Raw genomic sequence first — 18,668 nt, forward strand, 5'->3', positions numbered from 1 at the left:
AAGAAGCAAACAATCTGTTAATGTTCCAGGGAGGTGTGGCCTACTCTATTGGCCAGCAAAAGTAACATCTGAAGATAGATCAGTATAGCGTCTTTTTTATCATCATGTATTCCCTCCACTTCATCCCTTATCATTTTAAAAAGCATCCCTATGGTGGCCGCCTGTCCACGCGGTAAGTTGCTGATAATTCCCCTGAAGTTGAAAATTGAATCCTGTTTGAACAATTTGGTCATATAGGGATATTGCTCAAAATATAGTGGGCTTACTTTGCAACAATGCAAAATTGATCTGCAAGACAAGCTCCAGGCAACACTGCTGCCAGGCTTTATAAAAATAAGGTCTCCTGCCGCAAGAAAGGAAAGATGTTTTTCCCGGAAAACAAACCCTGTTCCCGATACTAACTGAAAGATCTGATAAGCATCGTCATTTAGATGCTCTTCGAGTAAATTTGCACTTGTATAGCATCTGATGGTCAAGTCGTTATTTTCCTGCATTGTAATCTTTTGGATCATGATTCTGTAATGCTAAAGTTTTTGCCTTTTTGCAGGCTGTGGGAATGTGTCCCGGTCTTGCAATCCCGGAAGTAGCAACAGCGGCAGGTAATAATTATAATCATCTTTATGATTAATTACCCTATGTATAAAGGAGCTGGGAATGTGGTGTATAGTGGTTCTTTAAACCGAACCTACCCTTACAGTATTGACCGTTTTTCGATACGCCAGGGGGGAAATATTCTCTTTTTTCTTGAAAAAGGAAGTAAAGGCCGCCTGTCCTGAAAATCCAAGGCCGTCGCTAATCTCATTTATTCCCCAATCGGTATGAACAAGCAGCGATTTTGCTTCGTGAAGCAAGCGTTCCTGGATGTGATCTCTGACGGTTTTACCCGTATGTTTCTTTACAAGCGAGTTGAGGTAGTTGGGATGTACATGCAGTTCATCTGCAAATTCAGTTGCTGTTTTTAGTTTGCTTAACGCGTTGCGGTTTTGTACCTGAAAAGAGGCCTCCAGCAATGACAGGAACTTGTATATATGACCATAACTTTCCTGCACTTCCGTCTGCATACGATTTTTTCCTGCCCGCTGACTTTCCAGTAAGAGTAACTGCAGCTGCAGCATAATTGCCTGTTTGTTGTCTTCGCTATCGCTTTGAGCTTCTCTCAGCATCGTCGAAAAATACCCATTGATAGCGGCTGATTGATCTTCCTGCAACTGGACAACTGCTTTGTCCGGCGAAAAATAAGGGAACTGTCTTAACCACTGCAGCACATGCTCAGCATCGCGGCCAAAAAAGTCAGGGTGTATCAAACAAAAGTGGCCACCAGTTTCTTTTGATGTGGTTTGCCAGGATACAATCTCGTCAGGATGTAGAAACCCGATCTCATTTGGTCCCATTTCATACTGGTGGAGGCCCACCGTAAGTATGCCTGTTCCGGAGGTCATATGGAATATCTTGTAGAATTTCCGGCGATGTGGTGAGATGTAATCCTTAACAGGATAGGTTTCTCTATTCTGAATGACAAAATAATTGGAATCCACCGGATAATGCTGCACATCGAGCAATGGTACTTTATAACTCTCTGTAGCGAAAGTTTCAAGCTCTTTCCTTGGTATTGAAGAATTTTCCATACTACTATGCCTAAAAATACTTAAGAAAAATCAACAAATTGTATTTACTGATAAAGCATTGTTGGTATGCTAATTTACCGAAAAATACTTTTAAATATGTATGACCGGGCTTCTACAGGACCGGTCATACATATTTCATCGACCAGGCTTCTAAAAATCGGTAGACCTGCTAATGCTTTCATATGCCTTCAGATCTGCCTGTAAGGCTTCAATTTTACCATTGGCCATACCGAATGAGTCCGAACCCAGGAACAGGTGCAATGGTTTGGTTTCCATTTCTGCTACCTGAATTAGCGCTGCTGCTGCTTTTTCAGGGTCTCCCGGCTGGTTGCCGATGATTTGCTCATTGTGGATTACTTCCAGGTCACGCGCCTCTTTATATTCACTGATAGGCGAAGCAGCGGTACGAAGTGAACCCTGCAGCAGGAAATTGGTTTTGAAATAGCCCGGATAGACAATGGTTGCAGATACGCCCATGGATTTAATTTCGGCAGACAGTGCTTCTGTCAATCCCGCTACCGCAAACTTAGTGGCGTTATAGATACCCCATCCAGGGAAGGTGCCCAGGAAACCGGCTATAGAAGAGATATTGAAAAACGCCCCGGATTTCTTCTCGCGGTAATGCGGCATCACGTTGCGGATCACGTTCAATGTGCCGAACACATTTACGTCAAAGTTGCTGCGGGCTTCTTCATCAGTCAATTCTTCCAGCGTGCCTAGTTGTCCATAGCCGGCGTTGTTAACCACAACATCAATTCCACCGAGTTTGGCGATTATTTGCTTAACTGCCTGCTGAACGCTCCCGTTGCTGTTTAAGTCAACCTGAAGGGGCAGAAAGTTGTCACCCTTATAGTTTACTTCCTTACTTAGCATATCAGCATCTCTTGAAGTTGCTGCTACTTTATATCCTTCCTTAAGTAAGCGTTGTACCAGTGCCAGGCCTAAGCCTTTTGAAGCACCTGTGATAAACCAAGTTTTTTTCGTAGTCATGATTTTTTTATTTTTTATTTATTTGTGTGTAACAAAGTTGATACATATTTGCCGGGAGGTGTTTACTCAGATAACAGGGAAATTTGCGACTTTCAAATATGCATGCTTACCTGATTTCAGCAGCTATTGCCTGTATAAACGCCTGGTTCATGGCGGGAATATCAGACGGCATGCGGCTGGTAATGAGTTTACCATCAACGACAACTTCCTGATCCAGTACCTCTGCACCTGCATTTCTAAGATCAGTGCGGATGGCATACCAACCGGTCACCTTCTTTCCTCTCACAACATCTGCTTCAACCAGCAACCATGGGCCATGGCAGATGGATGCGATCAACATACCTTTTTCTGCAGCTGTACGTACCAGTTCTACTGCCTTCGGAACTATGCGCAGCTTATCCGGACTGATAACCCCACCAGGAAGATAAAGCGCATCATATTCCTCAAGGTCAACCTGCTCCAGGCTTATATCTGGTGTGATATACTCACCTGATATATTGGACATTCCAGATGCGGCATCATAAATCACACCGTGTATAGGTTGAGTGTCTAAAGCCGCTAACGTTATTATCGCACCAGCATCCTGTAATGCATGGAATGGCTCAAATAGTTCTGCCTGTTCAAACCCGTTTGTTGCAATCATTAAAACACGGGCGTTATTAATTTTAGTCATGGTTGAATATTTTGAAGATGAATTAGTTTGTTGGTTGGATGATTTTCTGTTGTATCATCCGCGTGTTTGTGATAGTGCAAAGAACGATAGAAGTGGGAGAGAAGGGGTTATTTGAATAGCAGGGATTTTTTCGAATTTCAAATATTTGTTTGCTCTTAATAGTTGAGCAATTATTTGGTCAGGGAAAGTTGGGCTTGGGAGATGGGAGACTCTGTTAAGTGAATGTGCTTTTGGAAACTGTGCTGTTCGATACATATTCGTTTCGATAGGCTTTGAGATAGCTTTATCTTACGTTCATTTCACGTTGAAGACGCAAGATGAACGTAAGATAAAGCCATCTCAAAGCCTATCGGAACGAATCTAATAGCCGTATCTTTTAAAATTTAAGCATCGATTTGATCCATAAATAGTCACTTTTCATTAAATTAGGAGAGTATTGTTGATCTCCTGTTCCCGCGAACAAATTCATTTTAAAAGAAAAAACATGAAGACCATTTCAAATAGCCTCAGCACAAATAAATCCATTGTCCGCACCCCCCTTACCAGTCAGAATAACCCTATGCTACTACTATACTTGCTACTATTATACTCCCTATGCAACTTCTATGGCTTTTTCTCTCTCTGTCTTAATCAGAAATCGTTAACCAGTAGCCTGAAATCATATGAAGAACCGTATGCTTATGCCTACCAAAGGTGGCATTCAGAAGATGATCAAAAGCAATGAGATCATCTATATCAAAGTACACCTTACGAACAGCATTATTAAGTTTTCCGATGGCCATTCACTGGTAATACCGCTTAGCCTGAGACAGTTTGAAGCACGCCTTCCGCCTGAATTATTTTGCCGGACCCATAGGAATTATATCGTTTGCCTTGATCACGTTATAAGCGTAGCCGAAAATCATATTACCCTCACAGGTGAGAAAGAGGGCATTCCGCTGAGTGAAAACTATAAAAAGGAGTTTTATAGTCATTTTATTGTGTTTTAAAGACAGCTCTTATGAGGCGTTTTTCGGCTCTTATGAGCCAATTTCCGGCTCTCGTATAGTTTTTTTTGAGGTCCTTTAAAATCCTGCCTAACATTGTGTCATGAAATCACAACCAAAGGGGCTGCACCCGCAATAGGAGAGAGGTGCCTCCTGTTACACCCGGTGATTGTGGTTGTAGTAAAATTGATTTTTTAATCCTCAAAATTTAGAGACTATGGCACAAATAAAACAAAATAAAATGATGGAGGGGACGTCTGGTACTATCGGGAACGTAACCTTTAGCGTAAGAAAAGGTAAAACAGTTTCAGGCCCCAGGCGTGGCCCTAGTAAGAAGCCGCCGACCGAGAATCAGGTGGCGGTTCAAATAAAATTTGAACGGTTTCTGGCGTACGCTCAGGAGGCGATGTCTGATCCTATAAAGAAGCTGCTGTATGCAGACGCTGCGAAAGGCGGACAAACGGCATATAATGCAGCCTTTCAGGATGCAGCCAGGCCGCCCAGGATCCTGGAGATTAATACAAGTCAGTACAATGGACTCGTAGGCGATGTGATCAAATTGCTGGTGAAGGATGTTGTTACTGTCGAATCTGTAAAGGTGAGGATACTGTCTGCGGCAGGGGCGGAGCTGGAACGGGGAAATGCAGTTGTTGGTAAAGGCAATTTCTGGAACTATACGGCCACTGCTGCAAATGCTGCATTGCCTGGTACACGTATCCTGGTTACAGCAACTGATCTGCCAGGTAATATTACCAATGCGGAGGAAGTAGTCTAGTATTATGCGATGGAGTAAGTTCAGGTGCTGTAAATAGCATAACATCTATGAATGAAAGCTATATAGCAGTTCAATGAATAGATAACCGGAAAGGCTACCTCCTGTGCATAAATAGGAACACAGAGAGCCGGTGTGTTGCCGGCTCTCTTTACTTACTAAGGCTCCATTCGTTTCTCTTATTCTGAAGGTAACGGTAACGGCGGTGGGGTTGATGGCGTAGTAAAACGGGCGTACATAGAAAAAGATTGGCTTCTCTGGAAAAATACTGGAGCACTTAGACAACTTCGCAATCATTTGAATGATTAAATCGTTCAGGCTTTGCTGAAGGCATGCCACACATCTAAGTAGCATCTATACACTGATATGAGTATGCAGTGAGTAGATGTATGATGATCAGCCGAGAACGGGCGCAGGCCAACATGTAGTCTCGTTTTACTGTCAGGAGAGATATCTGTTCAACACAAAACTTATCTATCTTTCACCGGTAAACGATTTAATATATATTATTGAGAAGTCGTATTTTTTTCAAAAATATATTCGCGATTTGATTAATGATATTGACAAACTTCCTAAATTGCTTTTTATTATAATTTTTATAACATGAATATCAAAATGAAAATTATGTATATAAAACATCTTTTAAACAAGCTGTTGGCCGATCTGGTCGACATGCCTGATCTCTCAGGTTCAGCCTCAATCAAGGCTCTTCTTAGCACCCGTTCTTCTCTGTTAGCCTCACTACACCGACTATCCCTACTATCCCTACCTGTCCTACTATAATTCTCCAGGACGTTGCCCCACCTCCCATAACTTTATAACGAATTCTTAGTATAAAATAATTCAACGCATGTACGTATGTGCGCAAAGATTTTTGCGTCTGCTTACTTGCCTTGAACTTGTAATTACTTTTTAACCAGTTTAATAACATGATGATGTTAAGTCATCTCGCATTCCTCATTGACAAGGAAATTCCAAAGCAATCGAGGACATTGACGGTTCTCAATCTGACATTTATCAGGCAGGTAATGTTTGGAAGATTCTTCATGTTGGAGTTCCTGGATCGGCAAGTCTTATCAATGTCCACGAATTCAGTCAGCAGAGAAATTGTCAATATATCTGTAGCGTCCAGCGGGTATAGCGGCGTTCTAATGCTGCACAAATTAATACAGTGGCTGCCGAAACATAATGTACAACAAATCAACATTCCTTGGACGCTGTTTCCGCTTCCTCGGGAGCCGCCTGTAGTGCGTTGTAGCACTCTATGGGTACCAGCAAATTTAATTGTCTCGCATTCTGACAAAACATTTACTTATGGCAAAAACAAGAAACGTTTTATTGACCGGTTTTAAGGTTAGTAAAGCAATATCAGAAAAGGGATTTATAGTTAAAACGAGGCGAGGAAAGACCTTTCTGACTAAATATCCTGATATGAGCAATGTGGTTCCATCCGCATCTCAGCTAAAGGAAAAGTCCAAATTTGCAGCAGCTGTAGCATACGCCAGGGAGATTGTTAATGATCCGGTGCGGAAAGCAACTTATAAGGCGCGACCTGGAAGCACGGTCTATCACAGTGCAATTAAGGATTATCTGGAACGGAGATCATAATGCAGCATAAACGCTCCGCTTCCGGGGGTTATATGCCCTTGCATTATCCCTCTTGTGTCCGACATCTTGTATGGGTTTGTTTGTGTAAAGTTCACTTTGCGTAGTAGGCATATTGATACCATGGGAAGAAAGTTTGTGTCAAAAATGATTCCTAAGGTGTTGGCTTAAATAAATTCATAACAGGCATATGCATAGAGGCCTGACGTAGCATACTTATTTAAAACAAAAAAATAAAGTCATGAAATATATAAACAATATCAGATCTGAAATGAAAATCATTGTTAGTTCAGTAACCAGTCAATATCGACTATGTGCCTTATCTGGCCTGCGTATAACTGCATTTTCAATCTTTTATTTTATTCATTTTATAACGTTTAACCTAAAAAGCATATGGAACAACCCTTCCTTATACTTACAAAAGAGACGACCCGGGAAATGATCGAATCAGCATCGATCGTTTACGTGACCGTTTTAGATAAGTATATTCAGCTTAAGCTTACAGATAACCGCACCCGTAGGGTGAGAATCAGCCTCCGGCAATTTGAGAAACATCTTCCTCCCAATCTTTTTCTCCGCATACACAAAAGATATATCGTCTGCATTCGCCATGTCAGATTTGTTGATATGGATGTTACTATGAGGACCGGAGATAAATTGCCCATTAGCAAGGAGTTTAAGGATGCATTTCTTAGTCATTTCATCATCTTGTAATAAGTTCCTGAACCCGCGATTTTGCGTCCTATGGACACGGTTTTGCGTCCTATGGATACCGCCGGAAATGACCCGGATAATCGTCTTAATATTACGTCCGCAATCATGATCAACAGCGCTGCACCTAAGGCAGGAGAGAGGTGCCTCCTGTTTAACCTGGCGACTATGATTTTGACCAAACACATTTTTTAATTGCTAAAACTTATCAATATGGCATATGTAAAAAGAAGCATTTTTTGGCAGGGAATATCCGGCACCGTTGGAGATACATTGACCTTTCGTGTCAGGAAGGGCAGAACGTTTGTCTCCGTTAAACGCGGTCCCAGTACCAAGCCACCGACTGATGCCCAGCAGGAGGCTAACAAGCGATTTGTAATGGCGTCATTGTTTGCTCAGGATGCAATGAAGGATCCTGCAATCAAGGCGCTGTATCAGAAAGCCGCAAAAGGTGGTCAGACCGCATATAACGTAGCCGTGCGAGATGCAATGAGTCCGCCGGTCATTAGCTGGATAGATGTCGGTGGTTATAAAAGGACCCTTGGTGACATTATTACTATCAAGGCAAGAGACGTTATTGCCCCAAGGTCTGTAACAGTGATCATCTTTTCACAGGCTGGCACAATCCTCGAACAGGGCGATGCTGTCATTAAGACAAATGATAGCCGTTTCTGGATTTATACGGTAACTACGGCCAACGCGATAATCAGCGGTAACCGTTTGGTCGTTACTGCGACGGATTTGCCTGGTAATAAAGCCGAGCAGACATTCACAATTCCTTAAATGCGTAAACGGTGTCCCGGTCGTTGACCGGGGCGCTTTTTCTAACATTAAAACTTATTTATCATGAAAATTAGTAAGCATTTATCAATATCAGGTTCAAACATAGGAAGACGACTGCAACATGCTGAAGGAAAGCCTATTGACAAGCTTCCGGATATCAGGATGGTAATCACTGACTACTACAGAGGAGCTATCAACGACGTGATCTATATGATTATAAGAAATGTTGATCATGTGATGGTCAGTATCTTATCAGCCGAGGGGATGGAAATTGAAACAGGGGCTGCGATGAATAGCAGTGGTGTTTGGAGCTACCGGACTGTCACTGCGAATCCTGCCTTTCCGGGTGGAAAGGTTGTTGTGAGAGCTGGGAATATACGCGGAGATCATGTGGAGATGGGAGTTGGGGTGTTTTGACGTTGGTATTCGATGGGTAGGAGACGTCCGGGGAAGTTCCGGACGTTTTTGATGGTTAGAGTTCTTTGACATTTTGGTATTTATTAACGGGACGAATTTTTGTGTTTGTTTCTTTTCCCAATTTGCTGTCGAAATTTTTTTGATGTTGGCGGAATTGCTTCGAAGCCCATTTTTTTAAAGGTATTTACCAAGGTTCAACTCAACGTCGCTGTGTTGCTGTAGGCCTTTTCCCAGTAAAGCTTTTACCCTTTGTCTGCTACCTTCCCACTGCAAGGACTCAAAGAAGAGCGTTTGAGTTTCCATGATATGCTCATTTTTGGGAAGTGTAGCCCGTTCGTTCATGATAGATTTGATGGCAACAATAGCAGGTTTGTCAAATGAGGCAATCCTCGCAGCCAGATTATCAACAAAGCTGTCCAGTTGCTCATCAGGAATGGCCCGGTTTATCCAGCCGTACAAAGCCGCCGTTTTCTGCATCGTAGTCATTGGCGCTTAATATAATTTCTAATGCCCTTGCCTTGCCGGTGAGCAGATGCAAAAGTGGAATAATAAAAGCTACAAACAAAAAACGTGGGTGTATCAAAAGTAAGATACACCCACTGTTTTTTCGGATATCTATCGGAGACTTGTGGTCGTTTACGCGACCCTCAGGGCGTGATTTTATTTTTGAGACATCCTCGTTTCCATTAAATGTATTTGTCTTATAATAATTCACCCATTCCGAACACAGTTAATCCTTTGGCAAATTGTTCGGCGATGGCCTGGTTGGCGGCTTCAATGTATTGGCCGGTGATGGGGTCAACCACGGTACGTAATGGCCGGGCGCCGTTAGGCGTGTCGATAAGTTTTACAATGGCGTCGGCAACATCCTGCGGGTTTGGATTTTTAGCCTGCATCTCTCCGCCCAACGCTGCTATCATTTTGTTGGGTATATGGGCAATGGCACTGTATCCTTCAGACACACCCTGATCAGATGCTGGGTTATTCTTTTGCTGCATCTCGGTGGGGAAAGCACCCGGCTCCACAATGGCCACATCAATGCCTAGACGTTTTACCTCGTAATGCAGGCCCTCACTTATTCCTTCCAGCGCAAATTTCGAGGCCGCATAAATAGTAGCGAACGGGAACGATACCCGCCCAAAGCCACTGCTCACGTTAATGATCAGTCCTTCGGCCTGTTTACGCATTGCGGGCAACACTTGTTTGACCAGTCGCCAGGGGGCATAAACATTGATATCAAAAGTGGTGTGCACATCGGCCGTGGTAAAGCTTTCAGCCACACCAGTCATGCCGTAACCAGCGTTGTTCACCAGCACATCAATAGCGCCTTCTTTGGCGAGAATGGTTTCAACGGCCTGCTTGACGCTCTCGTCGTCGGTCAGCGTAACGTCCAAAACTTTCACGTTCTCCACGGCTGAAAGGGCATGGGCTTTATCGGCGTTACGACCCTTGGTATCGCGCATTGTAGCATACACCTGGTGCCCTAAGGCGGCCACGGTATGAGCGGTAAGCCAGCCAAAACCACTATTTGTTCCGGTTATCAATACAATCTTTTTGCTCATCTTTTTTAATTGTTTAAATGAATAAGCAAATGTTGAAAATGGCAACCAAAAAACATTTACCATTTGGTAAAAAGCGTACTAACGGATGTTTCGGCGTATACGGCTTAGCGATTGCTGGGTAATGCCCAGGTAGGAAGCTACGTACGAAAGTGGGATGCGGTTGATGAGGTTAGGGAACGCTTTAATGAACGACAGATAACGCGTGGTGGCATCTTCTGACACCAGCGGACTGCGTCGCTCCATGGCCAGCGTAAGGCACTTTTTTACCATATTGGCCTTCATCATATCCCAGCCCACAATGGTGTTGGATATTTCGTCCCAACCCTTTTTGTTAAAAACAAGCACCTTGCAGTCGGTAACGGCCTGTACATATTCGGACGCCGTGATCTGCGATTCGAACTTTTCATTATCGACTACAAAATTGCCTTCTTCCACAAAATAATTGGTGATCTCCTCACCCTTGTTGTTATAATAGCAGAAGCGGAACACGCCTTCCAATATGAACGCCACATAACGAGGCACCTTCCCGGCTTCCGACAGGTAGTCGTCTTTTCTGAATTCGAGCATTTCAACCTTGCTCAGCAAAAACTCGATCTGCTGTTTGTTCAGGTCACCAAATTGGAGGATAAGATTTATAAGCGCTTCCATCACTTAAAGATAATACAGAGCGCGGAGCATTCAGTTATCATATGGTAAAAAATGAGGTACGGCAGATACAAGCGCTCAAAGCTGTGAGATCTTCAGGCGCTGGTCGTAGGAAGCCTCATCAAACGGTGTATCTCCATTACGGAACTGATCCGGTAGGGTTTGCTGTTTGCCATACTGGAAGTTATTTAAATTTAAAGGGATACTTTAGCCATATCATAATTAATGGCATCGCTAAAAACGGGATCTCTATCAACGCGATGCGGTAATTTTCCGCCCGCAGCGCCAGCCCCATAATCATGATGACCAGGAATGCATTTAGCATGTTGCCCAGGAAAAATGTATAGGGGATGAGCAAAAGTATGCCGATAGCTATGGCTACAGCAGCCAGATATAGAACGAACGCTTCGCTGATCCCTAAACTTTCCATCATCTTAACGGACTCCGGATTGTTTTTAAAATGTACGGTATCCCAGGCATGTTTGAAACTGAGCGTTACCGAAATGAGCAGCAGCAGTGCGGAACTAATATTCTTTACCATTGTTTAATTAAGGACAAAATTGTTCATAATATAAGCTCCGAGTATGGCTATCGGCACGCCGATCATTGCGCTTGTTAAAGCTCTTCTCGCCTTATTGGGATATACCTTTCTGTGTCTGAAATACAGGAAGAATCCTATAGGAGGAACGGCATTGGAAACGACGAACCAAAACTTTGACAAATGGTCTGTATTATCTTTCATGAGTATTGTTTTATAATTTACTGCACTCTTTTCCAGTTGAATGATTTGCCCATCAATGGTATACCTTTGTAGCCCCGGGTTTCAAGTTCTTCAGGACCTTTCAGTTTACCTTTGAAACTATAGGTGTTTCCATCCTGTACGCTATACAGCTTACCGTCCACGTATTCGCCATCCTTGTAGACAAGATCGGTAATATGCGTAATGCCTTGCACGGATCTGCTCCGGAGCTTTTCATCAGGATTTTTAAGGTCCTTCTTTGACGTTTTTCCATCTGCTTCGAACATGTCTTTCGACCATAAGAGTTTGGCCGAGTAGGTGTTGCCTGCTTTGAACACCTCGATCTTGTAATCATCACATTGCCATACTCCTGTAATTTGGTCTGCAGGTAGTTTCTGCGCGGAAGATGCCAGTGATAAGAGCAGCGTAAACAATGCTAAAATTGTTTTTTTCATAGCCGGTTATTTATTGTTGAATATTAAGTTTTCTGAATTTTTCAAATTCCCTGTGCCCTAATTTCATTAATTGCTTAGGCATCAGCCTGCTTAAGAATTTTATCACATTCACCAGGAACGGCTTAATCTCAGGCGTGTCGTTCAAAAGTCCTTTGATGGCTACACTCACTAGTTTATCCACATCCATCATTTGGCTTGGATTCGGTGGCAATACCCAATCATTCTGAAGATTGGTATTCACCCCCGGAGGAACTAGTTCGAATACCTTGACATTGGTTTTGCTCAATTGGAGGCGCAGTGCCTGGGAATAAGCATGAACCCCTGCTTTTGAAGCGCTATAAACCGGAGCGGTGGAGTAGGGTATGAAAGCAATGGCAGAGGAAACGTTCACAATTGCTGCCGTACGCTTTTGGGTCAGGTGCGGTAAAAACTGATGAACCATCCGGATCGTTCCGGTGAGATTAATATCAATCTCACGGGTTATGTTTTCCAGGTCCTTGCTGGCATCCTGAAGGTCAAGCAACCGCATTTCACCCGCATTGTTGATGATTATATTCAGATCAGGATATTGTTTTGTCACCTCTTCATACAGGCGCTCAATATCTTGCGGATCACTTACATCGCTCCGAAAGACGTGTATCCCGGGGAAACGCCTTTTCGTATCATTTAAGGCTTCTTGTTTGCGACCTGTAACGATAATCGTTGATCCCTGTTCGGTAAGTTGCCTGACGAGTTCCAGCCCTATACCGCTGGTTCCTCCTGTGATCAGGATGGTGTTGTTCTTTAAATCCATATTTTCTCACTATTGTTGAAGCAAAGGTCACCTGATGCCGATGAGCAGATGTATCCAAAAGTCGCCAGGTTGTAGTAAAAAGGAATATTGTCGGTTTTTATGACAAGTAAGCAGTTTATAACTTTACTTAAGATCGTAAACACCATTTGCTTTGCAGATGCAATGTTAGCAGGAACAAAATTTTCTAAACCTCTACTTCTTTGGCTTCGCAAAGGGACTAAAAGAAAGTCCGATGTTGACGTAAGGTGCCGCATCAGCGCTGCCTTCCCAGGTGTAATCGGTGAAAGAACGGTCTTTTTCAAACGTCCGTGCATAAGGATTTATACGCACGCCGGCCCGCAAGGACAGGATGATGCTTCCCGGTAAAATATGCTCATAAAGCAACCCAGGGTTCACGTCGACCTGGCGATACTGATAGGTTGTGCCGTTTTCGTCAAGGTCGTTCAGAAAGAAGGTAGTTTGCGGGTCCAGTTCCCAACCTGCGGAAAGCCTGCCCTTGCTAAACAATTTTTTTCGCAGGTAGGCATACCGTGGCAGAAAGACATCCGCAATTAGGCTTTCATTGAACTTATGCTCGTAAAGCAATGTAGGAATTACACGGATGAACATACCAGGATCGGTGCTGTACAAAATACCGACATTGATTTTCGTTCTGTTGTTCGCTTTAAGCACAATAGCGCCGGTAAACACCCCGCGAACCCTTTCCAGTGAACGTTCACTCCAATCTATATTGATACTACCGCTATAGATGGCGGTCTTCCCAAAGAGTTTAGAGAAATAGGTAAGGTTCAGGCCTTCTGTATGATAATGAAGATCCCTGCTGACTGCTTGTGATGTTTCTGTTGTGGACGTCGGAAAATTATATTGAGCAGAAACATACCGGTAAAAACCAGTGGCTTGTACTAACCATCGACGGTTTTGAAAAAGATTGATATTAGCACTTGCACTCAGTTGGGACCATTTGGTGAACTCCCCATCTGGAAGGTCTTGCCCTCTAAGGGTAGACGATGAATTATAATTGCCATATTGTTTATAGTCTATGCTGAATAGCCTGCGTTCGGCAAACTTATCCGCTGTATATTCAGTTACCTTTCTGGTGAGGCTATCCTGGCGCTGTGCCTTACCGGTGAATGGCAGCATTGCAATACCCATGACTACTACCAGCGGCAGAATATGGCCGGAAGCTGCTCTTATTGAGCTACGGGCGCCAGAAATCGAAAAATTGTGATTGAACATAATTGCTAAGTTTAATTGTATGGAAGTATTATTTTTTGCGACTGAGCTTGATCTTGACGAAGATGTCGATGCCGCAGGTAGTCAGGCCAACATAACGTATGGGTGTCGACCGAAGGCCGAACAATACCCGTTCATACTGTTTTATCAGCCGTTATCCTAGACCGCAGGTTGGATAGTCAATGACTTATGTTATTTAATGAAAGGTAATTACCTGTATCTGTAGGGATATTTTGCCTGGATCTTTCAGACAGGTGTTCCCTGATCTTTTTGCTGGCAATGAATATGGCAATGCTGCTTAGTACACTGGCAATAGGAACGATCATCATTCCCCAGCGCAAACCGTTTACTTCATAAGCGGCGCTGACCGTGTCACTGATTATGCCCACGAGTAGCGGCGATAGTGCCGGGCCTAACAAGCCGGAAGCGATCATGAGCAAACTGGAAGACAACGCCTGCTGCCCCGAACCTGCTATAAGATGACCTGCACCAAAGGCAAATGGAAGCAGAAACGCAAATGCCAGCATAGCAGGTACAAAAAGCGCAATGGACATCCAGCCTTCGGGCGCCAGGAGCCCTGCGATCGTTGCGATTGCAGCAATGCTGAAAACAACAGCTGGCGGATGCAGTAAACGGTTGGCCCCACGGTTTAAAGCGCTGTCAAATAACCGGCCGCCACCCACGGTGCCGATAATGCCCATCAGCCCTTGTAACAAGCCGAACGATAGTCCTACCTGGCTGGCTGTCAAGCCGTGTGTCCGTATCAGGAATGGAGCGGTAAAAGAATAAAATGGTGCAGCGGCAAAGCCTAGAAAATTCGCGCCGATGAACATCCACAGGAACGCCGGTTTTGACAGAAGCCCGCGACCGGCGGACCAGATATTACTGTTCTCGCTGCTGGTCTTTGAAACAATTGCGATTTTCCCTGTAAACGTCAGGACAAGGATCACTAATAGTAATCCGACCCCTCCTGCAATAAATAGCGCAACGCGCCAGCCGATATGATCACTTGCCCAGCCGCCGACGCCAAACCCTATCATCGTACCCAAAGGGATGCCCATTGAATAAATGCCAAGCGCACGACCGCGCCGATGCCCGGAAATGTTCCCGGCGATCAGCGCATGACTGGCAGGGGTTCCTCCAGCTTCCCCAAGTGCTACACCAAATCGTGAAAGCGCCATCGTGACGAACCCCACCGAAAAACCGCCTAGTCCGGTCATAACGCTCCAGATCAATACGCACCAGAGCAAAACCTGTCTGGACGCACCGCGGTCTGCTAAACGGGCCAGCGGCAGAGATGCCAGTGAATAGATCACTGCGAATGCAATTCCATTGATCAGCCCTAATTGTGTATCGCTGAGGTGTAATTCTTTCTTAATGGACTCAGCCAGGATAAAGGGTAATATCCGGTCAATCTGGCTGAAAGCGCTGACCAAAAATAATGTGATGATAAAAGCCGTTCTGCGCCAAGGGCTCAGCAGCAATACTGACGTTATTGGATCCTTCATGACAGTAATTTGTTTGTTAGCAGAAATCTTCTAATACCAGGGGGGATTATTTACCAGACATGGCTTTCTCGCCCATCTTAGTGGCTTGCGAAAGCATGAATTTGGGGGCAAGCCTGCTCAGGATACGCATGATCCTGGCAGGACCAGGGAAGATCTCATAGGTATCACTTATTATTCCTTTAATAGCTTCAGCTACTATTTTTTCGGGAGACACTAACATTTTGGTATCAACTGTACCGCCATTCCTGAATCTGTCATTCAAGGGGGTTGTGGAGCCAGGAGCAATCAGTTCAAATACCTTGACCCCGGTGGATCTAACCTGTACCCGCAGACATTGCGTGAACGATCGTAATCCTGATTTACTGGCACTATAGACAGGGGCAATTGGAAACGCACCAAGGGCGATACCAGAGGTTACATTGATGATGGCAGCGGTGTGCTGTTTTTTCAGGTGGGGCAGAAATTCCTGGACCATACGGATGGGGCCCATCAGGTTGATTTCTATTTCGCGGGTAAGGTCATATAGATCGTGATCATCATGCAGGGAGATCTTCCGCATCTCTCCGGCATTATTAATCAGCATATTCAGTTGAGGAAACTTTTTAGTCACTTCTTTATACAGACCGCTAATATCCTCAATCTTGCTAACGTCACTTTTTATAGTGTGGATGCCGGGAAGGCGCTGTTTCGTCTCTTCCAGTTTTTGTTCGTTCCTTCCTGTGATAATTACGGTGTTGCCGAGTTCGAGAAGCCTGGAGGCAAACTCGAAACCAAAGCCGCTTGTTCCGCCGGTGATCAGGATTGTGTTCTTTCTTAATTCCATCTTCTTTAATTTGATGGAACAAAGTTGGCAAGAACGAATAAGGTGGGCTTTGCAAGAATCAAAACAATGTTTGCAAGAAAGAAACCTTTTCCTAGTTTCTAAAGGTCTGTGGAGAACAGTCGGTCTGTTTCTTGAAAAAGTTAGAGAAATGAGCGACCTCTTCAAATCCCAGACTAAAAGCGATCTCGGACACGTTCCATTCCGTTTGCCTGAGCAGTATCTTGGCTTCCTGAATGATCCGGTTGCTGATAAGATTCCTGGTTGTCTGGCCGGTCTGTTGTTTCAGCACCCGGTTCAGATAGTTAACATGGATAGACAGCTGATCGGCATAGTCTTTAGGCTTCCGCAGTTTAAGTCCCTGAAATGGTGAGGCAATAGGGAACTGGCGCTCTAAAAGTTCGGCGAATAATGAGGAGACACGAGATGAGGCGTTATGCTCCTGGTAAAGGTCGGTAGCAGGCTGCAGCTTTTGTCCATAATGGATCAGTTCCATCAGGTAGTTGCGTATCAGGTCATACTTATAAGCATAATCGGAATTGATCTCTTTATGCATCTTTTTAAAAATCGTTTTGATCTCTTCTTTTTCCTGATCATTGATATGGAAGCAGGGATATCCCCCGGGCTTAAATATAGGCAGTTCGTCAAGTACAACACCAATTTTGGACTGAGCAAGAAAATCGGCACTGAAGAGGCAAAAGTAGCCACGCTGGTCCATGTCTTTTGCAATCCAGTTATAAGGCACCTTAGGTGTGGTAAACATTAGTGCCTGCGTTTCGATATCAATTACCTTATCGGCATATTCCGCCCGGTTGCGCCCGTCGATCAGGTTGATCTTATAATAAGCACGCCTGTTGTAGGTCATATTGGGCTTAACTTTCACCAGCTTTGCCAATTCACTGACATCAAATACATTGAAATGGCCGACTTCTTTTGTAAGCCCCTGCGGCAATAACTGGCTGATGTCTTTATTTAAATTTTTGGAAGCTGTTTTATAAAAACCTTCAATTGTGGTAATCTCCATATTGATCGATTTGCAAGAATCAAATATAATTATTTTATCCCCCAATTTTTGACATGAATCGACAAAAATCTGAACAAAACCCACCAGAAATATTCTATTTCTTCGCATAACTCATGCCTCAGTGCAGTAAAGTGATTTCGCAACAGGCGAACACCTGATCCGAAATAGACAATCACTAAAATTCATAAAACGTTATGCGAAAAATATTTTTTTCCCTATTAACAATTTTATCTTTTCAATTTGCTTCCGCTCAACAAAACTCCTTTACCACATTTCCTAAAGGCGCTGCCCCTGAAGATGTAGGCAAACGATTAGCCTACCACTTTGTTGACGGCAGGCATGAACTCTATGCCGGCCAATACATCCACTACGCCGAAGTTTGTACCTGGAATGGCGCTTTGGATTACGCCCTGAAAACCAAAGACCAAAAACTGATCAAACTCTTGCAGGACAAATTTGAACCCTTCTTTACCCGTGAAAAACCACTTCTGCCTCCAAAGAACCATGTTGACTATAACATGTTCGGTAGTGTGGCACTCAAACTCTACCAGATCACAAAAGACGAACGCTATAAAACAATAGGCCTGGCCTACGCAGATTCCCAATGGGAATTGCCTGACAATGCAAAGCCGGAAGAGAAATCCTGGGCAGACAAGGGCTATTCATGGCAAACCCGCCTGTGGATCGACGATATGTACATGATCACCGTAGTACAAAACGAAGCTTATAAAGTGACCGGCGACCGCAAATACATTGACAGGGCGGCAAAAGAAATGGTCCTCTACCTGGATAGATTGCAGCGCCCGAACGGCCTTTTCTATCATGCCCCTGATGTTCCCTACATCTGGGCAAGAGGTGCCGGCTGGATGGCAGTAGGCATGCCGGACCTGCTTCGCGACCTGCCTGAAGACCACAAAGACCGCCCGCGGATCATGGAAGGTTATCTGGCCATGATGAAAAGCCTGAAGGAATACCAGAGACCAGATGGTATGTGGAACCAGCTGATCGATCAGGCAGATTTCTGGCCTGAAACATCCGGCACGGCAATGTTTACCTATGCGTTTATAACAGGTGTTCAGCAAGGCTGGTTAGATGCCGCAGTTTATGCGCCCGCGGCCCGGAAAGCATGGCTGGCAATGGTTGCCCATATTGATGAACGCAATAATGTAACAGAGGTTTGCATTGGTACCGGTAAAAAGAATGATAAACAATATTACCATGACCGGCCCCGCAATGCGGGTGACCTCCATGGACAAGCCCCTTACCTCTGGTGCGCCGCTGCTCTCCTGGGAAAATAACTGCATACCGTTGGTGGGCCAGGACAAAC

Annotated in this window: 22 protein-coding genes; 7 read left to right on the forward strand and 15 right to left on the reverse strand. The window is 44.2% G+C overall.

Features of this window, described 5'->3' with window-relative positions:
* Nucleotides 1–17: 17 nt before the first annotated feature.
* The 4 genes from MYF79_RS13530 to MYF79_RS13545 all read right to left on the reverse strand — a co-directional run bounded on the left by MYF79_RS13530 (nt 18) and on the right by MYF79_RS13545 (nt 3,288).
* On the reverse strand, nt 18–512 hold the full coding sequence (locus tag MYF79_RS13530; protein ID WP_247814443.1) for a hypothetical protein: 495 nt from the start codon (nt 510–512) through the stop codon (nt 18–20).
* Nucleotides 513–674: 162 nt separating this feature from the next.
* Nucleotides 675–1,625: an AraC family transcriptional regulator gene (locus tag MYF79_RS13535; RefSeq protein ID WP_247814444.1), complete on the reverse strand. Its 951-nt coding sequence runs from the start codon at nt 1,623–1,625 to the stop codon at nt 675–677.
* Between the two features lie 150 nt (nt 1,626–1,775).
* Complete coding sequence (locus MYF79_RS13540) at nt 1,776–2,615, reverse strand: SDR family NAD(P)-dependent oxidoreductase (protein ID WP_247814446.1); 840 nt, start codon at nt 2,613–2,615, stop codon at nt 1,776–1,778.
* Between the two features lie 106 nt (nt 2,616–2,721).
* On the reverse strand, nt 2,722–3,288 hold the full coding sequence (locus tag MYF79_RS13545) for a type 1 glutamine amidotransferase domain-containing protein (RefSeq protein WP_247814447.1): 567 nt from the start codon (nt 3,286–3,288) through the stop codon (nt 2,722–2,724).
* A 662-nt stretch (nt 3,289–3,950) separates the two neighbouring features.
* On the opposite strand from MYF79_RS13545, the gene MYF79_RS13550 reads away from it, so the two are divergent.
* The 6 genes from MYF79_RS13550 (at nt 3,951) to MYF79_RS13570 (ending at nt 8,562) form a co-directional block, all read left to right on the forward strand.
* Nucleotides 3,951–4,277 carry a LytR/AlgR family response regulator transcription factor gene (locus MYF79_RS13550; protein ID WP_247814449.1) on the forward strand — a complete coding sequence of 109 codons (327 nt, stop codon included), beginning with the start codon at nt 3,951–3,953 and terminating at the stop codon, nt 4,275–4,277.
* Between the two features lie 214 nt (nt 4,278–4,491).
* A complete protein-coding gene (locus tag MYF79_RS13555) occupies nt 4,492–5,049 on the forward strand; it encodes a hypothetical protein (protein ID WP_247814451.1) in 558 nt (185 codons plus the stop codon).
* A gap of 1,311 nt (nt 5,050–6,360) precedes the next feature.
* Nucleotides 6,361–6,654 carry a hypothetical protein gene (locus MYF79_RS13560; protein ID WP_247814452.1) on the forward strand — a complete coding sequence of 98 codons (294 nt, stop codon included), beginning with the start codon at nt 6,361–6,363 and terminating at the stop codon, nt 6,652–6,654.
* A 435-nt stretch (nt 6,655–7,089) separates the two neighbouring features.
* Complete coding sequence (locus tag MYF79_RS32500) at nt 7,090–7,365, forward strand: LytR/AlgR family response regulator transcription factor (protein ID WP_410688419.1); 276 nt, start codon at nt 7,090–7,092, stop codon at nt 7,363–7,365.
* A 210-nt stretch (nt 7,366–7,575) separates the two neighbouring features.
* Complete coding sequence (locus MYF79_RS13565) at nt 7,576–8,145, forward strand: hypothetical protein (protein WP_247814453.1); 570 nt, start codon at nt 7,576–7,578, stop codon at nt 8,143–8,145.
* Between the two features lie 63 nt (nt 8,146–8,208).
* Nucleotides 8,209–8,562, forward strand: a complete 354-nt coding sequence (locus MYF79_RS13570; protein WP_247814455.1) for a hypothetical protein — start codon at nt 8,209–8,211, stop codon at nt 8,560–8,562.
* A 174-nt stretch (nt 8,563–8,736) separates the two neighbouring features.
* Here the strand turns inward: MYF79_RS13570 and MYF79_RS13575 are convergent, their stop codons facing one another.
* The 11 genes from MYF79_RS13575 to MYF79_RS13625 form a co-directional block, all read right to left on the reverse strand.
* Entirely contained in the window at nt 8,737–9,048 is a 312-nt protein-coding gene (locus tag MYF79_RS13575; protein WP_247814456.1) for an enoyl-CoA hydratase/isomerase family protein, read from the reverse strand.
* 215 nt (nt 9,049–9,263) lie between these two features.
* The gene (locus MYF79_RS13580) at nt 9,264–10,124 is read right to left on the reverse strand and encodes an SDR family oxidoreductase (RefSeq protein WP_247814458.1); all 861 of its coding nucleotides are present in this window, start codon (nt 10,122–10,124) and stop codon (nt 9,264–9,266) included.
* 78 nt (nt 10,125–10,202) lie between these two features.
* Nucleotides 10,203–10,772: a Crp/Fnr family transcriptional regulator gene (locus MYF79_RS13585; protein ID WP_247814459.1), complete on the reverse strand. Its 570-nt coding sequence runs from the start codon at nt 10,770–10,772 to the stop codon at nt 10,203–10,205.
* Between the two features lie 181 nt (nt 10,773–10,953).
* A complete protein-coding gene (locus MYF79_RS13590) occupies nt 10,954–11,310 on the reverse strand; it encodes a hypothetical protein (RefSeq protein WP_247814460.1) in 357 nt (118 codons plus the stop codon).
* 3 nt (nt 11,311–11,313) lie between these two features.
* The gene (locus tag MYF79_RS13595) at nt 11,314–11,511 is read right to left on the reverse strand and encodes a hypothetical protein (RefSeq protein ID WP_247814462.1); all 198 of its coding nucleotides are present in this window, start codon (nt 11,509–11,511) and stop codon (nt 11,314–11,316) included.
* Between the two features lie 17 nt (nt 11,512–11,528).
* Complete coding sequence (locus tag MYF79_RS13600; protein ID WP_247814464.1) at nt 11,529–11,963, reverse strand: DUF2147 domain-containing protein; 435 nt, start codon at nt 11,961–11,963, stop codon at nt 11,529–11,531.
* A 10-nt stretch (nt 11,964–11,973) separates the two neighbouring features.
* Nucleotides 11,974–12,756: an SDR family oxidoreductase gene (locus MYF79_RS13605; RefSeq protein ID WP_247814466.1), complete on the reverse strand. Its 783-nt coding sequence runs from the start codon at nt 12,754–12,756 to the stop codon at nt 11,974–11,976.
* 192 nt (nt 12,757–12,948) lie between these two features.
* Nucleotides 12,949–13,992: a hypothetical protein gene (locus MYF79_RS13610; protein ID WP_247814468.1), complete on the reverse strand. Its 1,044-nt coding sequence runs from the start codon at nt 13,990–13,992 to the stop codon at nt 12,949–12,951.
* A 176-nt stretch (nt 13,993–14,168) separates the two neighbouring features.
* On the reverse strand, nt 14,169–15,497 hold the full coding sequence (locus MYF79_RS13615; RefSeq protein WP_247814469.1) for an MFS transporter: 1,329 nt from the start codon (nt 15,495–15,497) through the stop codon (nt 14,169–14,171).
* Between the two features lie 46 nt (nt 15,498–15,543).
* Complete coding sequence (locus MYF79_RS13620) at nt 15,544–16,320, reverse strand: SDR family oxidoreductase (RefSeq protein WP_247814471.1); 777 nt, start codon at nt 16,318–16,320, stop codon at nt 15,544–15,546.
* Between the two features lie 91 nt (nt 16,321–16,411).
* Nucleotides 16,412–17,341, reverse strand: a complete 930-nt coding sequence (locus MYF79_RS13625; RefSeq protein ID WP_247814473.1) for a helix-turn-helix domain-containing protein — start codon at nt 17,339–17,341, stop codon at nt 16,412–16,414.
* A gap of 194 nt (nt 17,342–17,535) precedes the next feature.
* Here MYF79_RS13625 and MYF79_RS13630 point away from each other — a divergent pair, with 194 nt between their 5' ends.
* Nucleotides 17,536–18,639, forward strand: coding sequence for a glycoside hydrolase family 105 protein (locus MYF79_RS13630; protein WP_247814475.1), 1,104 nt, complete (start codon nt 17,536–17,538; stop codon nt 18,637–18,639).
* Nucleotides 18,640–18,668: the final 29 nt, after the last annotated feature.

The sequence above is a fragment of the Chitinophaga filiformis genome, assembly GCF_023100805.1.
In the GTDB taxonomy this organism is placed as follows: Bacteria; Bacteroidota; Bacteroidia; order Chitinophagales; family Chitinophagaceae; genus Chitinophaga; species Chitinophaga filiformis_B.